Consider the following 17,660-nt stretch of genomic DNA (forward strand, 5'->3'; position numbering starts at 1 on the left):
TTGTGCGAATGAGGCTTCATCGATTGATGTTCGGTGCCGTGCTCGGCGTTTCGCTCGGATGCGGCGGGGGCAGCGTCGAGCCCGCTGGAGACAGCGGCGGCGCACCGCTCGGCGAGTTCGAGTGTCGGGTCGGGGCGGATTGCAACAACGACACGTGCAACCGGGTCAGCGATGCCGTCTGTTATGAAATACGAGGTGCCTACTGCGGATCCGACGAGGACTGCGCCGGCATCGACGGCGAAAGCGGCGGCGGGGGAGCGGGAGGCGGCGGCGCAGGCCCGCCGATCATCTGCGAGCTGCCGCATTTCACGTGCCCGCCTCTCCAGAGGCTGTCCACCTGCGTCCGCGGCTGCGAGACGGACGCCGACTGCCCTTCGACGCTGGCGTGCGCGCCGGATCATCGGTGTCGGGCGAGGTCGTGCGCCGCCGAAGCGGACTGTCCGAAGAACCACGTGTGCGATACGACCAGCGCGTGCGCCCGCACGGCGTGCTCGAGTGACGCCGATTGCGAGGGCTTCTGCGTGCTCGGGAGATGTGAGGAAAAGCCGGGGATGTGTTTCCTGAACTGACCCGCTTCGACGGAGTCCCAGCGGGGCTCCCGCAACGTCGTCCCTGATTCCGCGCCGCGCGACGACCCCCTCCCCGGGGGCCGGACGCCTCGGCAAGACCTCCCGCGCAGGACGACCCTGGGCGGCTCGCTGCTACCCCTTCCCCGGGCCCCGGATCACCATCGACACGAGCAGGTCCCTCATCTTCGAGAGCTCGTCCCGCACCGCTCCGTCGTCGGGGAGCGACGTCAGACGCAGCGTGACGCGCTCCAGGAACTGCTGCCTCGCCCTCTCGAAGCCCGGCACCTGCTGGTCGTGCAGCGCGCAGGTCACCAGCTCGTGATCGAGCAGCCGCCAGAAGAACTTGCCGTCGACGGTCGTGGCGCCGAGCCTCCCCGTGAAGCCGACCACCGCCCGCGCTCCCGCGTCGAGGAGCCTGTCGAACAGCGGCCCGTTCGCGGTCTCGCCACAGCAGAAATAGAGCACGCGACCGCGCGCCCAGAGCTCGATCTCCTGCGCAGGGCTCTCGTGCGAGAGCAGGATGCCGTCGGGCGACTCGTCGTCCACAACGCAGCTCGTCTTGCCGTGGGACGACACCACGATCGCCCGGAAGGGATTGCCGGTGCTCTCGGCGCGCGCGATCTGGCGGAGTAGCCTCCTCCGCTCCGCGCTGGCGCGTCCGAACGGTACGATGGAGAACTGCTCTCCCATACGCCCGTAGAGCTGCGTGCGCCCGGCCGCGAACCACGCGCTGTCCGGGTCGAAGGATGTGTCAATCGAGAGTACAGGTCGAGCCGTCATCCTACCTCCGTCGAAGATCCCCCGGTGAGCGTTGGACATCGCTCGTTCGCGCGCCGGACAGCGCCCGCTGCGCCGAGCAGCTGGCGTACGGCATCAGGCCCTGTCCATCGGCTTCTCCGCAGCATGCTCTCTTCCCGCGGCCATTCCGGACCCCTGCCACGAGACTCTCCGCAGGCTAGAATAACAACCGTAGGGACGCTCCTACTAGAAAAATCGCATTCGCTCCGACGAATTTCTCAGGTTTCGCTGACTTGTAGGGTGGCGCTGGGGCGTGTGTGCGGCTCAGGCTTTTTACGTCCGGCTTCAGCACGCGCGTGTTGCGTGAGGGTATCGTTTCTAGCAGTCGTCCAGTTGTCCAGGCGTCTCTGCGCTGGGTGTCCGGGCGCTCACGGCACCGGGGGCCACCGGGGAGAGGGGGGCTGGAGAGGCGGCGCATGGTTCAGGGGAGGGGCGCTGCGGCGTCGGTCTGGCCCAGGACGAGCCTGCGGGGCTCCCCCTGCTGCAGCGCGCGCATCCTCCCGTGCATCTGCTGCCCGAGCGCTTCGCGCGCGCCGTCGTCAAGGAGCTTCCTGACCTTGGGGAACAGGTGCTCTTCCTCCTCCTTGTGGTGGTGCTCGAGCTGCTCGGCGAGCACATGGATCTTGGCCCCGAACGTCTCGTCCGCGGCGTCGAGGGCCACGAGATCGGCCAGCACGCGCTTGATGGACAGGTGCTCCTCCAGCGACTCGAGGAGGATATCCTCGGTGCGGCGAGCCCGGACCGCCGGGTAGAAGTCCTGCTCTTCGATCGTGATGTGGGTGGCGAGGAGGTCGGCGGCAGCGGAGAACTGCGCCGCGGTGACGGAAGAGGCCTCCTTCAGCTCGGAGAAGCGCTGCTCGAGCTCGCGGTGGTGGCGTACGAGGAGATCGATGGCGTCCATGAGATCTCTATGGAGCGGATGCCGCCTGCGAGCAAGCGGGAGAGGCGCGCAGAGCCTGCCAGATCGAGACTCGCGGATTCAGCTGCCCCCTGGCGTCGGATCCGCAGCGCGGCGGCGACATGGCCCGTCTGCGGGGGTCGAGCGAAGAGGGATGACGATCCTGCGGTGGTTCGAGCCGCCGCCCGCAAGGTGCCTGTTTGCCCCAGGGAGCTCCCTTGCGGGCGGAAGGCCTCTCCTGACGCCGTGGATCATGGGCGCGATCTCCCGCTGTCTCTTTCTGTCTCATCGAGCCGCCGGCGAGCGGAGCGCGCGAGAGCCGCCCCTCAGGCGAGGTCGAACAGCAGCACCTCGCCCGCGCCCTTCCCGACGAGGTGGAGCGACTGGCCTGCTCCTCCCGCGCCGGGGGCTCCGATGGCCGCCGCGTCGCCGGCCTCGAGCAGCGTCCCGTTCAGCTCGACGCTCCCGCGCGCGACGTGGACCCAGGCGTTTCGGCCGGCCGGGAGCTCGTAACGCGCCTCTTCGCCTTGCCCGAAGAGCCCCGCGAACAGGCTCACGTCCTGGTGGACCGTGACCGAGCCCTCGCGCCCGTCCTGCGAGGCGACGAGCCGCAGCTTGCCCTGGCGCTCTTCCTTCGAGAACGCCTTCTGCTCGTAGCTCGGCGCAATCCCGCGCCGATCCGGCACGATCCAGATCTGCAGCAGGTGGGTCGGGCCCGCCTCCGAGGTGTTGTGCTCGCTGTGGTACACGCCCGTCCCCGCCGACATGCGCTGGACCTCGCCAGGGCGGATGATCGACCCGTTCCCCATGCTGTCCTTGTGCGCGAGCTCCCCCTCCAGGACATAGGTGACGATCTCCATGTTCTGGTGCGGGTGCATCCCGAACCCCCGCGACGGGGCGACGCGGTCGTCGTTGATGACCCGCAGCGCGCGGAAGCCCATGTGCTCCGGATCCTGGTAGTCGGCGAACGAGAACGTGTGGAACGACTGCAGCCACCCGTGGTCGGCATAGCCCCGCTCGCCAGAGCGCCGGATCACCATCGAAGAAGTGTTGTTGGCCATGACCTCAGCATGCGCCCGCCGATCCATCTTGTGAATCGGCATTGTTCTCATGGGGACCATCTACAAAGTAGATGGATGCCCCTGGGACACGGTCGCGTCAGACGACCTCGAGGTTGGTCGTCTCGGCGTCCAGCCAGGGCCCGCCTTTCGGGTGGATCACGAACGCGTCGAAGGTCGCGGCCGTCGCGCGCACGCCGGCCGGCCTGAGCTGGTCCTGGGGGACGATCGCCAGGTTCGGCGCGCTCACCGCCGGTGCGGTCGTCTTTCCGCCGAAAGCCTCCGACGCCGCGCGCATCACCGCCGCGAGCCGATCGGCGGTCGGCTCCGGCAGGAAGAGCGCGCCGAGCGTCGCCACCCGGTCGATCCCCCGGGCGGTCGCGATCTCCGACAGGAACACCACCGCGGCGCCGACGGCCCGGCCCGCCTCCTCGACGAGCAACAGCCGGCGCGGCCGTGGATCGCGGAGGGCGTGCTCGAGGTGCGCCGCGTCGGGCGCCGCCCACAGCACGCGCTCGCCGCTGCACGCCGCCATCACGGCGAGCACGTCCTGCACGGCCGATGCCGGCGCGGCCACGGCCCGCGGCGGCGCGGCGCTCGCCCGGGGGAGAAAGCCGTGGTTCCGGCACGCGGTGAGCTGCTTCAGCTCGAGACCCACCGCCGCCACCGCCTTGAAGAGCACGCGCTGCGCGGGCGCGGACCGCGCCTCCACGAACACCGCGATGGGCAGGCCGGTCGCCCGGAGGCCGGCGAGGAGCTCTGTGTACAGCCGGCTCGCCAGCCCTTGCCCCTGGAACTTCGGCCGCACGCTCACGAACGAGAGGACATATCCCTCCGACGCGGCGCCCCGGAACCGGAAGCGGCGCGGCGCGACGCCGATGAAGCCGGCCGGCTCGCCGCCCTTTCGCGCGAGCACGGCCTGCGGCGCCGGGCCGGGGAAGCCGAACTGCCACCTCAGGTAGCCGGCCGTGTAATGGAGGGTCGGCGGAGGCCACGCCTCGCGCAGGACGAAGCTGGCCTCGTCCGCCGCCGCGACCGGATCGACATGCTCGAACTGCATGGACACGAAGCCTCTCAGTGCCCCCAGGAAACGGACGTGCGAGCAAGCGGCGAAGCGGCGATGCGCCGCGCTACAGGGTCGCCATCTCGGGAGCGCGCCGCACGGGTTCGGGCCAGCCGCTCGGATCGTCGCCGTGCTGGGCCAGGAACGCGTAGACCCACCGCTCCAGGCCGAACGCGATGCACACGCTGTGCATCGGGCCCGCGCCCTCGACATCGCAGCTGAACGCGCGGCCGAAGAAGTCGGTATGGTAGTTCAGCGAGCCGGCCGCCACGCGCTCGCCCTCCGGGAGCATCAACGAGATCTCGTATTTCGTCTCGCTGCTGATCTGGAAGTACGTCTTGGCGGCCGCGTCCGGCGCGATGAAGAACGGGTCGCTCGCCGTCCGGATCTCGCCGGCGAGCCGGTGCTCGTCGAGGTAGCGCGCCACGATCTCGTTCCCCTGCTCGCGCAGCGCGAGCACGTTCTCCCGCGACCCGAGGAAGACGATCTCCCGCATCGTGAACTCCCAGAGCCGCCGCAGGTCGACCATCTTGCTCGACTCGTAGCGGAAGCAGCGGCCCGCGAGGGCGTAGCGCGCGCCGCCAGCCGGCAGCACCCGGTCGCGATTCGCCGCGTACACGTGGTAACAGACCGCCGGCGAGAGGCACACCTCCGGCTGCGCCATGTCGCTCAGCGCGCGCTCGTCGAGCGTGTCCCGGTCCTGATGCCGCGCCCGGAAATCCTCGATGAGCGGCATGTCCTCCGGCAGATGGCACGTGAACGTGACGATGTGCGGGAACGAGCGGAAGTAGTCGCACTTCGCCAGCGTCGCCGCCGGGATCAACGTCGGCACGAGGATCGGGCTCGGCGAGAACGGCGCGCCGAGCGCCTCCAGCGAGCGATCGAAGTAGCGGTAGAGCCGCAGCGGGATGCCCTCGAGGGCGACCTGGCCCTGGCCCATCTGCGTGATCCCGGCGGGGAGCGCGCCGCCCCGGAACTCCACCCGATCGCACGCCGGGCTGCGGTACACGAGCTTCCGCGTGAGCTGGCGCAGGCTGCGCTGCATGGTGCGCGCGAGGCCCTCCGCCGCCTTCGCGAGGTCGGCCGCGCGCTCCTCGGGGGCCTCGAACTCCAGCGCGGCGCCCTCGCGGACGAAGCGGATGTTCGCGATCTCCTTCGAGAGGAAGGCGATCTGCTTGGGTATCTCCTCCTGCGCCATCTCGGTCGCAGGCGCCGCGAGCTCGACGGTGACGACCCTCCTCACGGCGCGAGCTCCTGGATGAGGGAGCTCAGCGCGCGCGGCGTGCGGGCGACGCTGAACCGGTCGTCGGGGAGCGCGACGTTGAACTGGTCCTCCAGCTCGGTGAGCAGCTGGAGCGCTCGAACCGAGGAGAACCCCGCGTCGTAGATGTCGTCATCAGCCTTGATCGCGGCGGGCAAGCGGCCGACCGTGACGATGACATCGATCACCTTCTCCACCTCGATCACCATGAAAAAACTCCAGGGTTAAGATGCGCTGTCGGAGCCCGAGCGACGCGGAGCGTCGTCCGCGCCGTGCCGCCTCGCGCTCGCATCGGCGCGGTCCGCCGCGGGCGGCGGCGGCGGCTCGGTCCGCAGTGATGCCACCCGCCGGGCCGGATTGCCAGCGACGACGGTGTACGGAGGGACATCGGCCATCACGATGGATCCCGCCGACACCACGCTGCCCTCGCCCACCGTGACTCCAGGGAAGATCGTGGACCGGGTCCCGAGCCAGACGTTGTCCTCGATGACGACCGGCCGCACCTCGGCGTCCGAGGGAGGCAGGCCCCGCCTCCGGGCCTCCGGATCGCTCGGATGCCCGCTCGAGTCGAGGATGAAGACGCCCGCCGCGATCATGCAGTGCTTGCCGATGGTGACCGACTTGCCGACGACGATCCGGCAGCCGTGCCCGATCCCGGTGTTGTCGCCGATCCGCAGCGTGGGGCGGTCGCAGAACCGGGCGGCGAAGATGAAGTCGGTCTTGCCGTCGAGCACCACGTTATCACCGAGGATGATGTCGCCCCGCCCGTTGATGAAGTGGATGAAGGTCCCCGTCCGGACACCCTTGCCGTACTGCGCGCAGTGCGACTTGAAATGCGGCTCGCAGACGAGCACACGCGCACCGAAATAGTACACCTCGCGCGCGGCCTCGAACGCCATGCGCATCGGGACCACGAGCGGCCGCGGCGCGGGCAGGGTGAAGCTGCGGACCTGCCGGCGCACGTGGCGCATGGCGCGGGCGACGTCGTGATCGGAGGAGGCGAGGAAACGAACCAGATTCTTCATAGAGGGTCGCTCGGCGCGGACTGGTCCAGTCTGCGATGTTCAGCGGGTCGCACGCGGCCAGAAGGACGAAACGAACGCAGGGGGCCGGAGACTATAACCCGAAACTCGTCGCGCCGAACCTGCTCTTGAGCCGACCTATCTCTCTTGGGCCTCTCTTGGGTCTCTGCAGGGCCTCTGTTGAGCCGCTCTTCCGCCGCTCTCACGCTTCGTGGCAAACCATGCGCCAATCGACGTTGGCGAGTCGCCTGGTTGCAAGATTTTCAAATACCGTGACGGCGAGCGGACTTGGCGTCCTTGGCGACTTGGCGGCTTTTCTACCGCTCCGGGGCAACTTCCCGCAGCAGCGTCAGGTCGCGTCAGGGCCGGACGGAAGAGCGTCGGTGGGGCATTTTGCCTCCATGTGGGGCAAAACGCCCCGGAGCAGGGCCAGGCCCAGCGCGGCCTCGACAAGGGTGAGCGCCACGGCCCACGTCGTCGTCGAGGCGGCGATGGCGGCCAGGCGTGCGTCGCGCGTCGCGCCGGCCGCGAAGCCCTCGAAGAGCGCGGCGGCGAGCACGTCGCGCGTGCCGAAGCCTTGCGGCGTGATGGGGAGCGTCACCGCCACCATCAGGATCGGGATGTACGTGAGGGCGGCTCCAAGGGGAATGCGCACGTCGAAGAACCAGAAGGGGAGCCAGGTGCCGGCGAACAGGACGAGGAGATGCGGGATGCGCGCGGCGAGGGCGACGAGGTGGCCGCGCACGCCCGCCTCGAAGAGCGGGGCGAGGAGCTTCGCGCGCGCGAGCCGGGCGGGGCGGAGCGCGAGGATCGCGAGGTAGAGCGCGCCCGCGGCGAGGAGCAGGGCGGAGCCGGCGAGCGGCCCGCCGTTCGCGGGCACGGCGACGGCGCCGAGGAGGAGCAGGCAGCCGAGCCACGACGCGTACACGACGAGCGTCGCGCCGGCGACGCGCGCGAGCGGCACGGCGTGCACGCGCGCGAGGAAGACCGTGATGAAGGCTTGACCGACGTGGTGGTTGAGCAGCGACGGGAGGTAGGAGGCGCCGCGGAGCACGAGGAAATCGCGGAAGGCGACGGGCGCGATCAGGCGGCGGTAGACGAGGACGGTCGCGAACGTGTCGGCGCCGAGGAGCGCGAGGACGAAGAGGGCGGCGAAGGCGACGAAGAGCGGGGCATCGACGCGCGACAGGGCGGCGCCGAAGGCGTCGAAGTCGAGCCGGCCGAGGACGAACGCGACGAGCGCGGCCGCGAGCGCGAAGGGCAGGGCGCGGCGCGCGCGCCCCGCGAGCCGCGGCGCGGGACGCTCCTGCAGGTCGCCGTCGCGCGGGCGCGGGCTCGGTGACGGAGCGTCGGCGAAGGTTCCTGTGTGGGTCGAGGAGCGCAACGGCGGGACGGTAGCAGAATCCCCGCGCCGGTGGCCGAGCCGAAGCCGCAGGGAGCGGCGCGCAGCGACCGCACGGCGCGGCGACCGCGCCCGACATGGGGCATAGTCGTCCGCCATGTCCAAGTACGATTACGATCTGTTCGTCATCGGCGCCGGCTCCGGCGGCGTGCGCGCAGCCCGCATGGCCGCTTCCTACGGCGCCCGGGTCGCCGTCGCCGAGTCGCGCCACCTCGGCGGCACCTGCGTCAACCTGGGGTGCATCCCGAAGAAGCTCCTCGTCTACGCCTCGCACTACGCCGAGGACTTCGAGGACGCCGCCGGCTACGGCTGGACGATACCCGGCCACGGCGCGAGCGGGGACGGGCACGCCGGCCCGTCGTTCGACTGGCCGACGCTCCTCCGCAACAAGGACAAGGAGATCGAGCGCCTGAACGGCGTCTACGAGCGGCTCCTGAAGAACTCGGGCGCCGACGTTCGGCGGGGGCACGCCCGGGTCGTCGACCCCCACGCCGTCGAGATCGACGGCGTCAGGATCACCGCCGAGCGGATCCTCGTCGCGACCGGCAGCTATCCCTGGATCCCCGATCTCCCCGGGCGCGAGCTCGCCGTCACCTCCGACGACCTGTTCCATTTCCAGGCGATGCCGCGGCGGGTGGTCATCGTCGGGGGCGGCTACATCGCGGTCGAGCTCGCCGGCATCCTGCACGGCCTCGGCGCCAACGTGTCGCTGATCCACCGCGGCCTGCACCTCCTGCGCGGCTTCGACGACGACATCCGGGCGTTCCTGGCCGCCGAGATCCAGAAGAAGGGGCTCGACCTCCGCCTGGGCGCGAGCGTCGAGAGCCTCGCGCGGCAGGGCGACGCGCTCGTCGCGACGCTCGCCGACGGCACCGAGCTCGCGGCCGACTGCGTGCTGTACGCGACCGGGCGCCTGCCGAAGACAAGGGGGCTCGGCCTCGAGGAGGTCGGGGTGAAGCTCGACGAGGAGGGCGCGGTCGTGGTGGACGACGCGTTCCAGACGTCGGTCCCGTCCATCTATGCGCTCGGCGACGTGATCTCGCGCGTGCAGCTCACGCCCGTGGCCATCGCCGAGGCGATGGCGCTGGTGAAGACGCTCTTCCGCGGCGAGCGCGCGCGCGTGGACTACGCCGGCATCCCGACCGCCGTCTTCAGCCAGCCGAGCGTCGGCACCGTCGGCCTCACCGAGGCGCAGGCGCGAGAGCGCCACGACGTCGCCATCTACCTCTCGACCTTCCGCGCGCTCAAGCACACCCTCTCCGGGCGCGAGGAGAAGACGATGATGAAGCTCGTCGTCGACCGCGCGACCGACCGGGTGCTCGGCGTCCACATGGTCGGGCCCGACGCCGGCGAGATCGTCCAGGGGTTCGCCGTCGCGCTGAAGTGCGGCGCGACCAAGGCGCAGTTCGACGCGACGATCGGCGTCCACCCGACCGCGGCCGAGGAGTTCGTGACCATGCGCGAGCCGCTGCGGAACGCAGATCGCAGCCCCACGCCGATGGGGATCGCGCCGAGCTCCGCGTAGCCCGGGGTCACTCGGGGCGGCGTCGTCCGCGCCCGTCCGCTTCGGTCCGTCTGCGAGCGCTGGCGGTCGTCTCCGTCCGCTTCCGTCCGCTTCCGTTCGCTGATCCGAGGTCGCCCGCTCGCGTTCGCGCTCGGCGCGCTCCTCTGGTATGGACCGCGCGATGTCGTCCCACGCCTCGAGCCACTTGAAGCCGGTCGGCCTGCTCGCCCGCACCAGCGACCGATCGTTCTACGCCTTCAATGCCGTGCTCTCCGCGGCCGCGCTGGCGTTCCTCGCCTACATCCTCATCATCCGGCGGGGCGCGGGCGGCGCGGATCTCCGCTTCATGCCGCCGCTGAACGCCGCCTTGAACGCGACGGCCGCCACGCTCCTCGTCGCGGGCTGGATCGCGATCAAGCGCCGCGCGATGGTCGTGCACAAGTACCTGATGGTCTCGGCGTTCGCCGCCTCGTCGCTGTTCCTCGTCGGCTACCTCGCCTACCACTTCGTCCACGGCGACACGAAGTACCAGGGCACCGGGCCGCTGCGCGCCGTCTACTTCGCCGTCCTCATCTCGCACATCGTGCTCTCGGCGGGCATCGTGCCGCTCGCGCTGACGTCGTTCTACTTCGCCTACAAGGCGAACTTTGCGAAGCACGCCAAGGTCGCGCGGGTGACGCTGCCCCTCTGGCTCTACGTCTCCGTCACGGGGGTGCTCATCTTTTTCATGCTCCGCGGGAGCTCGCCAGCGGTTCCCTGAGCGGGGGCCCTCGCCGCGCGCGTGGTGGCCGAGCCAGTCGAGCTGGCTGTACCCGTCGAGGCGCTCGTCCCGCGACGGGTTGAGACGCCCTGAGAGATGCTGTCCCCGATGGTGAAGAGCCTCATGATGCCGTCCTCACGCGTTCCGCGTCGGAGCCCCATGGTATCCGAACGCGCGACGCCGGCGCTCAGCGCCGCTCCGCGCGTCTGCGCAGGACGGCGCTCGCGATGCGCACGGCGAACAAGAGCGCGAGCAGCGCCGCGTAGATCATCGGCTCTGTCGCGTCCTTCTTCACGCGGAGGAAGAAGTGCACGATCCCGAGGACGGCGGCGGCGTAGGCGAGGCGGTGCAGGCGCTTCCAGCGCGCGGCGCCGAGGCGCTTCAGCATGCGCGCGGTCGACGTCGCCGCGAGCGGGACGAGCGCGAGGAGCGCGACGAAGCCGGCGAGGAGGAAGGGGCGCTCCGTGATGTCCTCGACGATCGCGCGCACGTCGAGGCCCTGATCGATGAGCGCATACGTCAGGAAGTGGGCGCACGCATAGAAGAACGCGAGCAGCCCGAGCGCCTTGCGGATACGCAGCGGAAAGGTCCAGCCCGACACGAGCTTGAGCGGCGTCGCCGTCAGCGAGGCGACGAGCAGCAGGAGCGCGAGCAGGCCGAGCTGGTTCAGCGCCTCGGCGACGGGGTCCGGGCCGAGCGCCCCGGCCCCGGCGCGCAGGCCGAGCACGACCAGCGGGACCAGCCCGCCGGCGACGACCGCGGGCGGGAGCCAGCCGAGCTTCCGGCCAGCCGGCGCGCCGGCGGCCGCAGCGCGCGGCGGCGACATCGTCCTCGCTGGCGCGCGCATCATCAGAAGCTCTCCCGCAGGTCCATCCCGCTGTAGAGGCCGGCGACCTCCTCCGCATAGCCGTTGAACGGCAGCGTGGGACGGCGACGCAGCTCACCGATCCTCCGCTCCGTCGCCTGGCTCCAGCGCGGGTGATCCACCGCGGGGTTCACGTTCGCATAGAACCCGTACTCGTCCGGCGCGGCGCGGCTCCAGGTCGTCGCCGGCTGCCGCTCGGTGAGCTTGATGCCGACGATCGATTTGCACCCCTTGAAGCCGTACTTCCACGGCACCACCAGGCGAATGGGCGCTCCGTTCTGGCCGAGCAGCGATTTGCCGTAGAGGCCCACGGCCAGCATCGTGAGAGGGTGCATGGCCTCGTCGAGCCGGAGCCCCTCGACGTAAGGCCACTCGAGCACGTCGCTCCGCTGGCCGGGCAGCTGCTCTCGATCGAGCAGCGTGGTGAACTGGACGTACCGGGCGCGAGAGGTCGGCTCGAGGCGCCTGAGCAGCGCGCCCAGCGGGAACCCGAGCCAGGGGATCACCATCGACCACGCTTCGACGCAGCGCATTCGATAGACGCGCTCCTCCAGGGGAAACCATCGGAGGAGGGTGTCGAGGTCGATGACCTCGGGCTTCTTCACCTCTCCCTCGCACGCGATGGCCCAGGGGCGGAGCCTGAGCCGGCCGGCGTTCTGGGCCGGCTCCGACTTGCTCAGGCCGAGCTCGTAGAAATTGTTGTACGAAATGATGTCCTCGTAGGAGGTCCGCGCTTCGTCGGTAACGAACGGGTCTCTCGAGCTCGTCCCGGAGGACGACGCGCCGGCGGCCGGCGGCGCGGCCACGCTGCCGAGCGGCGCGGCGGCGCTGCCGAGCGGCGTGGCCTCGCCGCCGGGGGCGCCGCCCGCCGTGAGGCGCGCCGCGCCGCCCGTGAGCCAGACGAGGCCGCCGCCGATGGTCGACGCGGTGCCGGCGAAGAGCGCCGCGTTCTTGAGGAGCTCGCGCCGCCGCAGGTAGAGCGCTGGAGGGGTGATCTCGCCGGCGGGCGGTTCCTTGGGCAGCTTGCTCATGCCCCCATTCTACGATCGGGCGGGGCTCCGGTTGCGGTCGGCCGCGATCACGCGGCCCTTGACAGGAGGCGGAGCGCCGTGTGCGGCGCCTGGTGGAGCGAGGGCAGCGCGAGCATCTGGGCGATGCGCGTGGAGCGTCGCTCGATCCCGCGGCAGATCGCCGCCCGCTCGCTCCCGCCGCGCGCGGCGAGGAGCGCCAGGACGTCGTCCCAGACCCGCTCGCGCCACCGCGAGAGCATCTCCATGGACACCCAGACCGCGACCTCCGGCGCGGTCTCCAGGAAGAACGCGCTGAGGGGGCAGCCGTGCCGCGCGGTGAGGCGCGCGAGCGCCTCGATGACCGAGGCGCGGAGCAGCGTATTGACCTGATCGTGATCGTGCTTGAGCCGCGCGAGCATCGCCCGGTCGGCGCCGTGCCCGAACTCGACGATCGTCGCGTGGATCCCGAAGATCAGGTCGTAGTTGATGTGGGCGCTGAAGCCGAGCAGCGCGTTCTGCACGGGGGGCGTGAACCGCGACGCCGTGCTCGCGTACGCGATGTGCCAGGCGCCGCAGTCCTGCGCCGCGCCCCGATCGTCCCAGCCGAGCGTCTCGAGGTACCGCTCGCAGAACCGGCCCGCGAGCCGCGAGATCCACGCCGGCTCGAGGAACATGCCGTCGCGTCGCCCGACCTGGGCCGCGACGGCGCGCGTGACGATACCGTAGACGTCGGTGAAGGCCGCTCGCCGATCCCCCGCGGCGAGGAGCCGATCCGTCACGGTGTCGAGAGCAACGGCAGCATCGTGGACGCTCGTCGGATGCAGATTAAGGCCGTCGATGCAGCACCTCATGAAGTTCCCCTCCTACTTCTTCGCTCGTCCAAGAGACATGTCTGATGTTCGAACTCCCGCATCCGACCAGCCTCGCAGACCCCGGCGCGCGCCGGCGACGCGCAGCACGAACAGTGCAGCAGGGCGCCGTCAGGCGATCTGCCCGGCCCCGGTCGGTCTGGTTTGCGGTCCCGGTGCGCGTCGTTCCCATGTGGAAAGCGGATCTCCTGACCCGCCGGGAGAAAGGTCGCCGCGGCCGTTGCCTCTGGCTTCTCCTCCTGCCGGCCCTCCCCTCGAACCGGCTTCCGCAGAAGAGCGATACTCGATGCGATCCTTGACGCGCTCGCCGCGGGATGCCCCCCCCTCGCTGCGGCGCTCTAAGTTCGACCTAGTCTACGACATGGTGTGGGGTGACCACAATTGTCTTATGACGACTGATCCCGTTCAGGACAATTTCGAGGTTATTCCAACTCGTAACCTCGAACAAGTGCCTGTTGACCCTGACACGTTTCATTGCGACGCGGGAGAGCGCCACGGCATCTTCGCGGTTGCGCTGCTACTGGAGCGACGGCTCGTCACGCTCGGAAACCCCCCACTGGCATGGGCGCGAGTCGCGACGAGATGTTCTCGAAACATGCCGAGTGCTTATCCCACGTTGACTGTACGGTTGGAGCTCGCGATGTGAAGGTCGTTTAGGAAGTACCTGAGTCGGTGATCAGGAAACTCCTGGCCGGTTTTCCACAGGTAGCTCGCGAAATCTTGCGTTTTTGGTGAAAAATTGTACGAAAACACGCGATGATGGCGGTCTCGTGCCACACCCGCGGCGGCCGTCGGGATCGTGCTGGCGCATCCGCGGCACCAGGGCTCGCCTGTCATGCCGCGGGGCCCTGCTCGGGTGAGCCTCGTGCCGAGGCGCTGCAGCCCGCGCCTGCAGGCACCGGGGGCCGGCCGCACCGGCGGTGAGGGGCCGAAGGGCCGGCCTGACCCCGCGGACCCCAGGCGCACCCGTGGCGCGGCGCGTCGGGGCGGCGAGCCGGTGGTCAATCCGGGGCGCACCCGCCTTGACGGCGGGGTGACGGCGCCGGAGCGCCGCCGTTCATGACGTGCGGGAGGAGGGCGTTCGCTGTCGAGGAGAGGGGAGGGAGGGGAGGCGCCGCCGGCCTTGGGCGAGGCCGGCGGTGCGGCGCCTCAGCCGGTGCCGCCCTTGGCATGCACGTCGCGGTGGATCAGCGTCGCGCGCAGGTAGTCGCGGTTCATCTTCGCGATCATGTCGAGGGGGATCTCCTTCGGGCAGACCGCCTCGCACTCGCCGACGTTCGTGCAGTGGCCGAAGCCCTCGACGCGCATCTGGGCGACCATGTTGAGGCTCCGCTGATCGCGCTCCGGCTCGCCCTGCGGCAGGAGGTTCAGGTGCGTGAGCTTCGCCGCGGTGAAGAGAGAGGCGGACGCGTTCGGGCAAGATGCGACACAGGCGCCGCAGCCGATGCACGCCGCCGCGTCCATGGCGCGCTCGGCGACCACCTTCGGCACCGGGATCGCGTTCGCGTCCGGCGCGCTGCCCGTCGACACCGAGACGAAGCCGCCCGACGCGATGATCCGGTCGAACGCGCTGCGGTCCACCGCGAGGTCGCTTACCACCGGGAACGCCTGGGCCCGCCACGGCTCGAGCCACAGCACGTCGCCGTCCTTGTAGTGACGCATGTGCAGCTGACACACCGTCGTCCCACGGAGGGGGCCGTGCGCCTGGCCGTTGATCATGAAGCCGCACATGCCGCAGATGCCCTCGCGACAGTCGTGATCGAACGCGATTGGCTCCTCACCCTTGAGGATGAGCCGCTGATTGAGCACGTCGAGCATCTCGAGGAAGGACATGTGCTCGCTGACGTCGGGCACATCGTACGTGACGAACCGGCCCGCTTCGTACTTGCCCTTCTGCCGCCAGACATGGAGGGTGAGGCGCATTATTTGTAACTCCGCTGCGTGGGGTGAACCTCGTTGAACTGGAGCGGCTCCTTGTGGAGCTCCTGGGCCTGACCTTCGCCTCGCCATGCCCAGGCGGCGACATAGGAGAAGCGCTCGTCGTCGCGCTTCGCCTCGCCCTCGGGCGTCTGGTGCTCCTCGCGGAAGTGCCCGCCGCACGACTCCTCCCTGTCGAGCGCGTCACGACACATGAGCTCCGCCAGCTCGAAGAAGTCGGCGATGCGCGCGGCCTTCTCGAGCTCCTGGTTCAGGCCGGTGCCGGTCCCCGAGACGCGGACGTCGCGGTGGAACTGCTCGCGGAGCTCCGGGATCCGCGCGAGCGCGCCCTTGAGCCCGGCCGCGTTGCGCGCCATCCCGCACTGCTCCCACATGATCTTGCCGAGCTCGCGGTGGAACGAGTCGGCCGTGCGCGAGCCGTTCGCGCCGAGCAGCTTGTTCAGCCGGGCGCTCGCGTCGCGCTCGGCGTCCCTCACGGCGGGGTGCAGGTCGTCGACCCGCTCGAGCTTCGTCGACGCGAGGTAATCGCCGATGGTGTAGGGGATGATGAAGTACCCGTCCGCCAGGCCCTGCATCAGCGCGCTCGCCCCGAGCCGGTTCGCGCCGTGGTCGGAGAAGTTCGCCTCGCCGAGCACGTACAGGCCGGGGATCGTGCTCATCAGGTTGTAGTCGACCCAGAGCCCGCCCATCGTGTAGTGGATGGCCGGATAGATGCGCATCGGGACGCTGTACGGGTCGTCGCCGGTGATGCGCTCGTACATGTCGAAGAGGTTGCCATAGCGCTCGGCGATGGCCGGCTTGCCGAGGCGCCGGATGGCGTCCGAGAAGTCGAGGTACACGCCGAGCCGCGTCGGCCCAACGCCGCGGCCCTCGTCGCAGACCGCCTTCGCCGCGCGCGACGCGACGTCGCGCGGCACGAGGTTGCCGAAGCTCGGATAGCGGCGCTCGAGGTAATAGTCACGCTCGCCCTCGGGGATGACCTCCGGCGGGCGCGTGTCGCCCGGGTTCGTGGGCACCCAGATGCGGCCGTCGTTGCGGAGCGACTCGCTCATGAGCGTCAGCTTCGACTGGTAGTCGCCCGAGACCGGGATGCACGTCGGGTGGATCTGCGTGAAGCAGGGGTTGCTGAAGAGCGCGCCGCGCTTGTGGGCCCGCCAGATGGCCGTGGTGTTCGACCCCTTCGCGTTCGTCGAGAGGAAGAAGACGTTGCCGTAGCCGCCCGACGCGAGGACGACCGCGTCGCCGAGGTGCGTCTCGAGCGCGCCGGTGATCAGGTTGCGGGTGATGAGGCCGCGCGCCTTGCCGTCGATGACGATGAGGTCGAGCATCTCGGTGCGCGGGTACATCTTCACCTTGCCGAGGCCGATCTGCCGCTCGAGGGCCTGGTAGGCGCCGAGGAGGAGCTGCTGCCCCGTCTGGCCCCGCGCGTAGAACGTGCGCGACACCTGCGCCCCGCCGAACGAGCGGTTCGCGAGCACGCCGCCGTACTCGCGCGCGAACGGCACGCCCTGCGCGGCGCACTGGTCGATGATGTTCACGCTGATCTGCGCGAGCCGGTACACGTTGGCCTCGCGCGCGCGGTAGTCGCCGCCCTTCACGGTGTCGTAGAAGAGGCGGTAGATGCTGTCGCCGTCGTTCTGGTAGTTCTTCGCGGCGTTGATGCCGCCCTGCGCGGCGATGCTGTGGGCGCGGCGCGGAGAGTCCTGGAAACAGAAGCTCTTCACGTTGTAGCCGAGCTCGGCCAGCGTCGCGCTCGCCGCGCCCCCGGCGAGGCCGGTGCCGACGACGAGGACCGTGTACTTCCGCTTGTTCGCCGGGTTGACGAGCTTCAGGTTGAAGCGGTGCTGGTCCCACTTCTTCTCGATGGGACCTTCGGGGATCTTCGCATTGAGCTGCATGATGACGGAGGCTCCGGGCTCAGCGGACGATGCCGAACAGGACGGCCAGCGGGACGGATGAGAAGCCGGCGAAGAGCAGGATCGACGACGCGGCCGCGAACTTCTTGAGCGCCGGCGTGTAGCGCGGATGGCTGATGCCCACCGACTGGAACATGCTCCACGCGCCGTGGTAGAGGTGCAGCGCGAGCAGGCCCATCGCCACGACGTACGCAATCGCCGCGGGCGCCGAGCTGAAGCCCTTCACGACGTTGTCGTAGGCGTCGAGCGGCACGAAGTCGGGGTGCAGGGTGCCCGTCGTCAGGTGGAGCAGGTGATAGACGATGAAGGCGGCGAGGACGCCGCCGCTCAGCAGCATCGTCCGCGCGGCGACGTTCGGGTGCCGCTGCCCCTTCACCTGGTAGGGGACCGGCCGGGCAGCGCGGCTGTGCTGCGCGAGCGTCACGCCCGTGTAGACGTGGACGATGAGGGCGGCGAGGAGGACGATCCGCGTCCCCCAGAGCAGGGAGGGCGTCCCGTGGAGGAAGGCGGCATAGTCGTTGATCTTCTCCCGGCCGAGGAAGACCTGCAGGTTGCCGGTCATGTGGCCGATCACGAATCCGAAGAAGATGACGCCGCTCAGCGCCATCGCGATCTTCTTGCCGACGAGGTCCCGGTAGAAGGTCGCGGCGCGCTGGGCCCTGGCGGGGAGAGTCGATGGTGCAGCGGTGGGGCTCATCGCTCCCCTCCTTTAGTGGGGTGTGAACGC

General features: G+C 69.9%; 17 protein-coding genes. 3 read left to right on the forward strand and 14 right to left on the reverse strand.

Annotation, left to right across the window (positions count from 1 at the left end; genetic code table 11):
- Positions 1-8: 8 nt before the first annotated feature.
- Complete coding sequence (locus ACSRUE_RS15690; protein WP_441291703.1) at positions 9-569, forward strand: hypothetical protein; 561 nt, start codon at positions 9-11, stop codon at positions 567-569.
- Between the two features lie 132 nt (positions 570-701).
- Here ACSRUE_RS15690 and ACSRUE_RS15695 read toward each other — a convergent pair whose 3' ends face one another.
- From ACSRUE_RS15695 to ACSRUE_RS15730, 8 genes are all read right to left on the reverse strand, one after another.
- The gene (locus ACSRUE_RS15695; protein ID WP_437764990.1) at positions 702-1,349 is read right to left on the reverse strand and encodes a hypothetical protein; all 648 of its coding nucleotides are present in this window, start codon (positions 1,347-1,349) and stop codon (positions 702-704) included.
- A 439-nt stretch (positions 1,350-1,788) separates the two neighbouring features.
- Positions 1,789-2,268 carry a hemerythrin domain-containing protein gene (locus tag ACSRUE_RS15700; protein WP_441291704.1) on the reverse strand — a complete coding sequence of 160 codons (480 nt, stop codon included), beginning with the start codon at positions 2,266-2,268 and terminating at the stop codon, positions 1,789-1,791.
- Positions 2,269-2,591: 323 nt separating this feature from the next.
- Complete coding sequence (locus ACSRUE_RS15705; protein WP_441293092.1) at positions 2,592-3,305, reverse strand: pirin family protein; 714 nt, start codon at positions 3,303-3,305, stop codon at positions 2,592-2,594.
- Positions 3,306-3,423: 118 nt separating this feature from the next.
- Entirely contained in the window at positions 3,424-4,383 is a 960-nt protein-coding gene (locus ACSRUE_RS15710; protein WP_441291705.1) for a GNAT family N-acetyltransferase, read from the reverse strand.
- A gap of 70 nt (positions 4,384-4,453) precedes the next feature.
- Positions 4,454-5,629, reverse strand: coding sequence for a hypothetical protein (locus ACSRUE_RS15715; RefSeq protein WP_441291706.1), 1,176 nt, complete (start codon positions 5,627-5,629; stop codon positions 4,454-4,456).
- On the reverse strand, positions 5,626-5,856 hold the full coding sequence (locus ACSRUE_RS15720) for an acyl carrier protein (protein WP_437764994.1): 231 nt from the start codon (positions 5,854-5,856) through the stop codon (positions 5,626-5,628). Before ACSRUE_RS15720 ends, ACSRUE_RS15715 begins: the two co-directional genes overlap by 4 nt.
- A 15-nt stretch (positions 5,857-5,871) precedes the next feature.
- Positions 5,872-6,672 carry an acyltransferase gene (locus ACSRUE_RS15725; RefSeq protein ID WP_441291707.1) on the reverse strand — a complete coding sequence of 267 codons (801 nt, stop codon included), beginning with the start codon at positions 6,670-6,672 and terminating at the stop codon, positions 5,872-5,874.
- Positions 6,673-7,018: 346 nt separating this feature from the next.
- A complete protein-coding gene (locus ACSRUE_RS15730) occupies positions 7,019-8,053 on the reverse strand; it encodes a lysylphosphatidylglycerol synthase domain-containing protein (protein WP_441291708.1) in 1,035 nt (344 codons plus the stop codon).
- Positions 8,054-8,168: 115 nt separating this feature from the next.
- On the opposite strand from ACSRUE_RS15730, the gene gor reads away from it, so the two are divergent.
- Entirely contained in the window at positions 8,169-9,596 is a 1,428-nt protein-coding gene (gene gor, locus ACSRUE_RS15735) for a glutathione-disulfide reductase (protein ID WP_441291709.1), read from the forward strand.
- A gap of 148 nt (positions 9,597-9,744) precedes the next feature.
- The gene (locus ACSRUE_RS15740; RefSeq protein WP_441291710.1) at positions 9,745-10,335 is read left to right on the forward strand and encodes a DUF420 domain-containing protein; all 591 of its coding nucleotides are present in this window, start codon (positions 9,745-9,747) and stop codon (positions 10,333-10,335) included.
- 187 nt (positions 10,336-10,522) lie between these two features.
- Here the strand turns inward: ACSRUE_RS15740 and ACSRUE_RS15745 are convergent, their stop codons facing one another.
- The 6 genes from ACSRUE_RS15745 to ACSRUE_RS15770 form a co-directional block, all read right to left on the reverse strand.
- Positions 10,523-11,182, reverse strand: a complete 660-nt coding sequence (locus tag ACSRUE_RS15745) for a protein-methionine-sulfoxide reductase heme-binding subunit MsrQ (protein ID WP_441293093.1) — start codon at positions 11,180-11,182, stop codon at positions 10,523-10,525.
- A gap of 2 nt (positions 11,183-11,184) precedes the next feature.
- Complete coding sequence (gene msrP / locus ACSRUE_RS15750) at positions 11,185-12,231, reverse strand: protein-methionine-sulfoxide reductase catalytic subunit MsrP (protein ID WP_441291711.1); 1,047 nt, start codon at positions 12,229-12,231, stop codon at positions 11,185-11,187.
- 47 nt (positions 12,232-12,278) lie between these two features.
- The gene (locus tag ACSRUE_RS15755; protein WP_441291712.1) at positions 12,279-12,989 is read right to left on the reverse strand and encodes a DUF5995 family protein; all 711 of its coding nucleotides are present in this window, start codon (positions 12,987-12,989) and stop codon (positions 12,279-12,281) included.
- 1,239 nt (positions 12,990-14,228) lie between these two features.
- On the reverse strand, positions 14,229-15,002 hold the full coding sequence (locus tag ACSRUE_RS15760) for a succinate dehydrogenase/fumarate reductase iron-sulfur subunit (RefSeq protein WP_441291713.1): 774 nt from the start codon (positions 15,000-15,002) through the stop codon (positions 14,229-14,231).
- Positions 15,002-16,915, reverse strand: coding sequence for a fumarate reductase/succinate dehydrogenase flavoprotein subunit (locus ACSRUE_RS15765; protein ID WP_441291714.1), 1,914 nt, complete (start codon positions 16,913-16,915; stop codon positions 15,002-15,004). The genes ACSRUE_RS15760 and ACSRUE_RS15765 overlap by 1 nt, the downstream gene beginning before the upstream one ends.
- A 19-nt stretch (positions 16,916-16,934) precedes the next feature.
- Complete coding sequence (locus tag ACSRUE_RS15770) at positions 16,935-17,630, reverse strand: succinate dehydrogenase cytochrome b subunit (RefSeq protein WP_437765004.1); 696 nt, start codon at positions 17,628-17,630, stop codon at positions 16,935-16,937.
- Between the last annotated feature and the right edge of the window lie 30 nt (positions 17,631-17,660).

Origin of the sequence: Sorangium sp. KYC3313 (assembly GCF_052075895.1) — a bacterium.
GTDB lineage: Bacteria > Myxococcota_A > Polyangia > Polyangiales > Polyangiaceae > Sorangium > Sorangium cellulosum_B.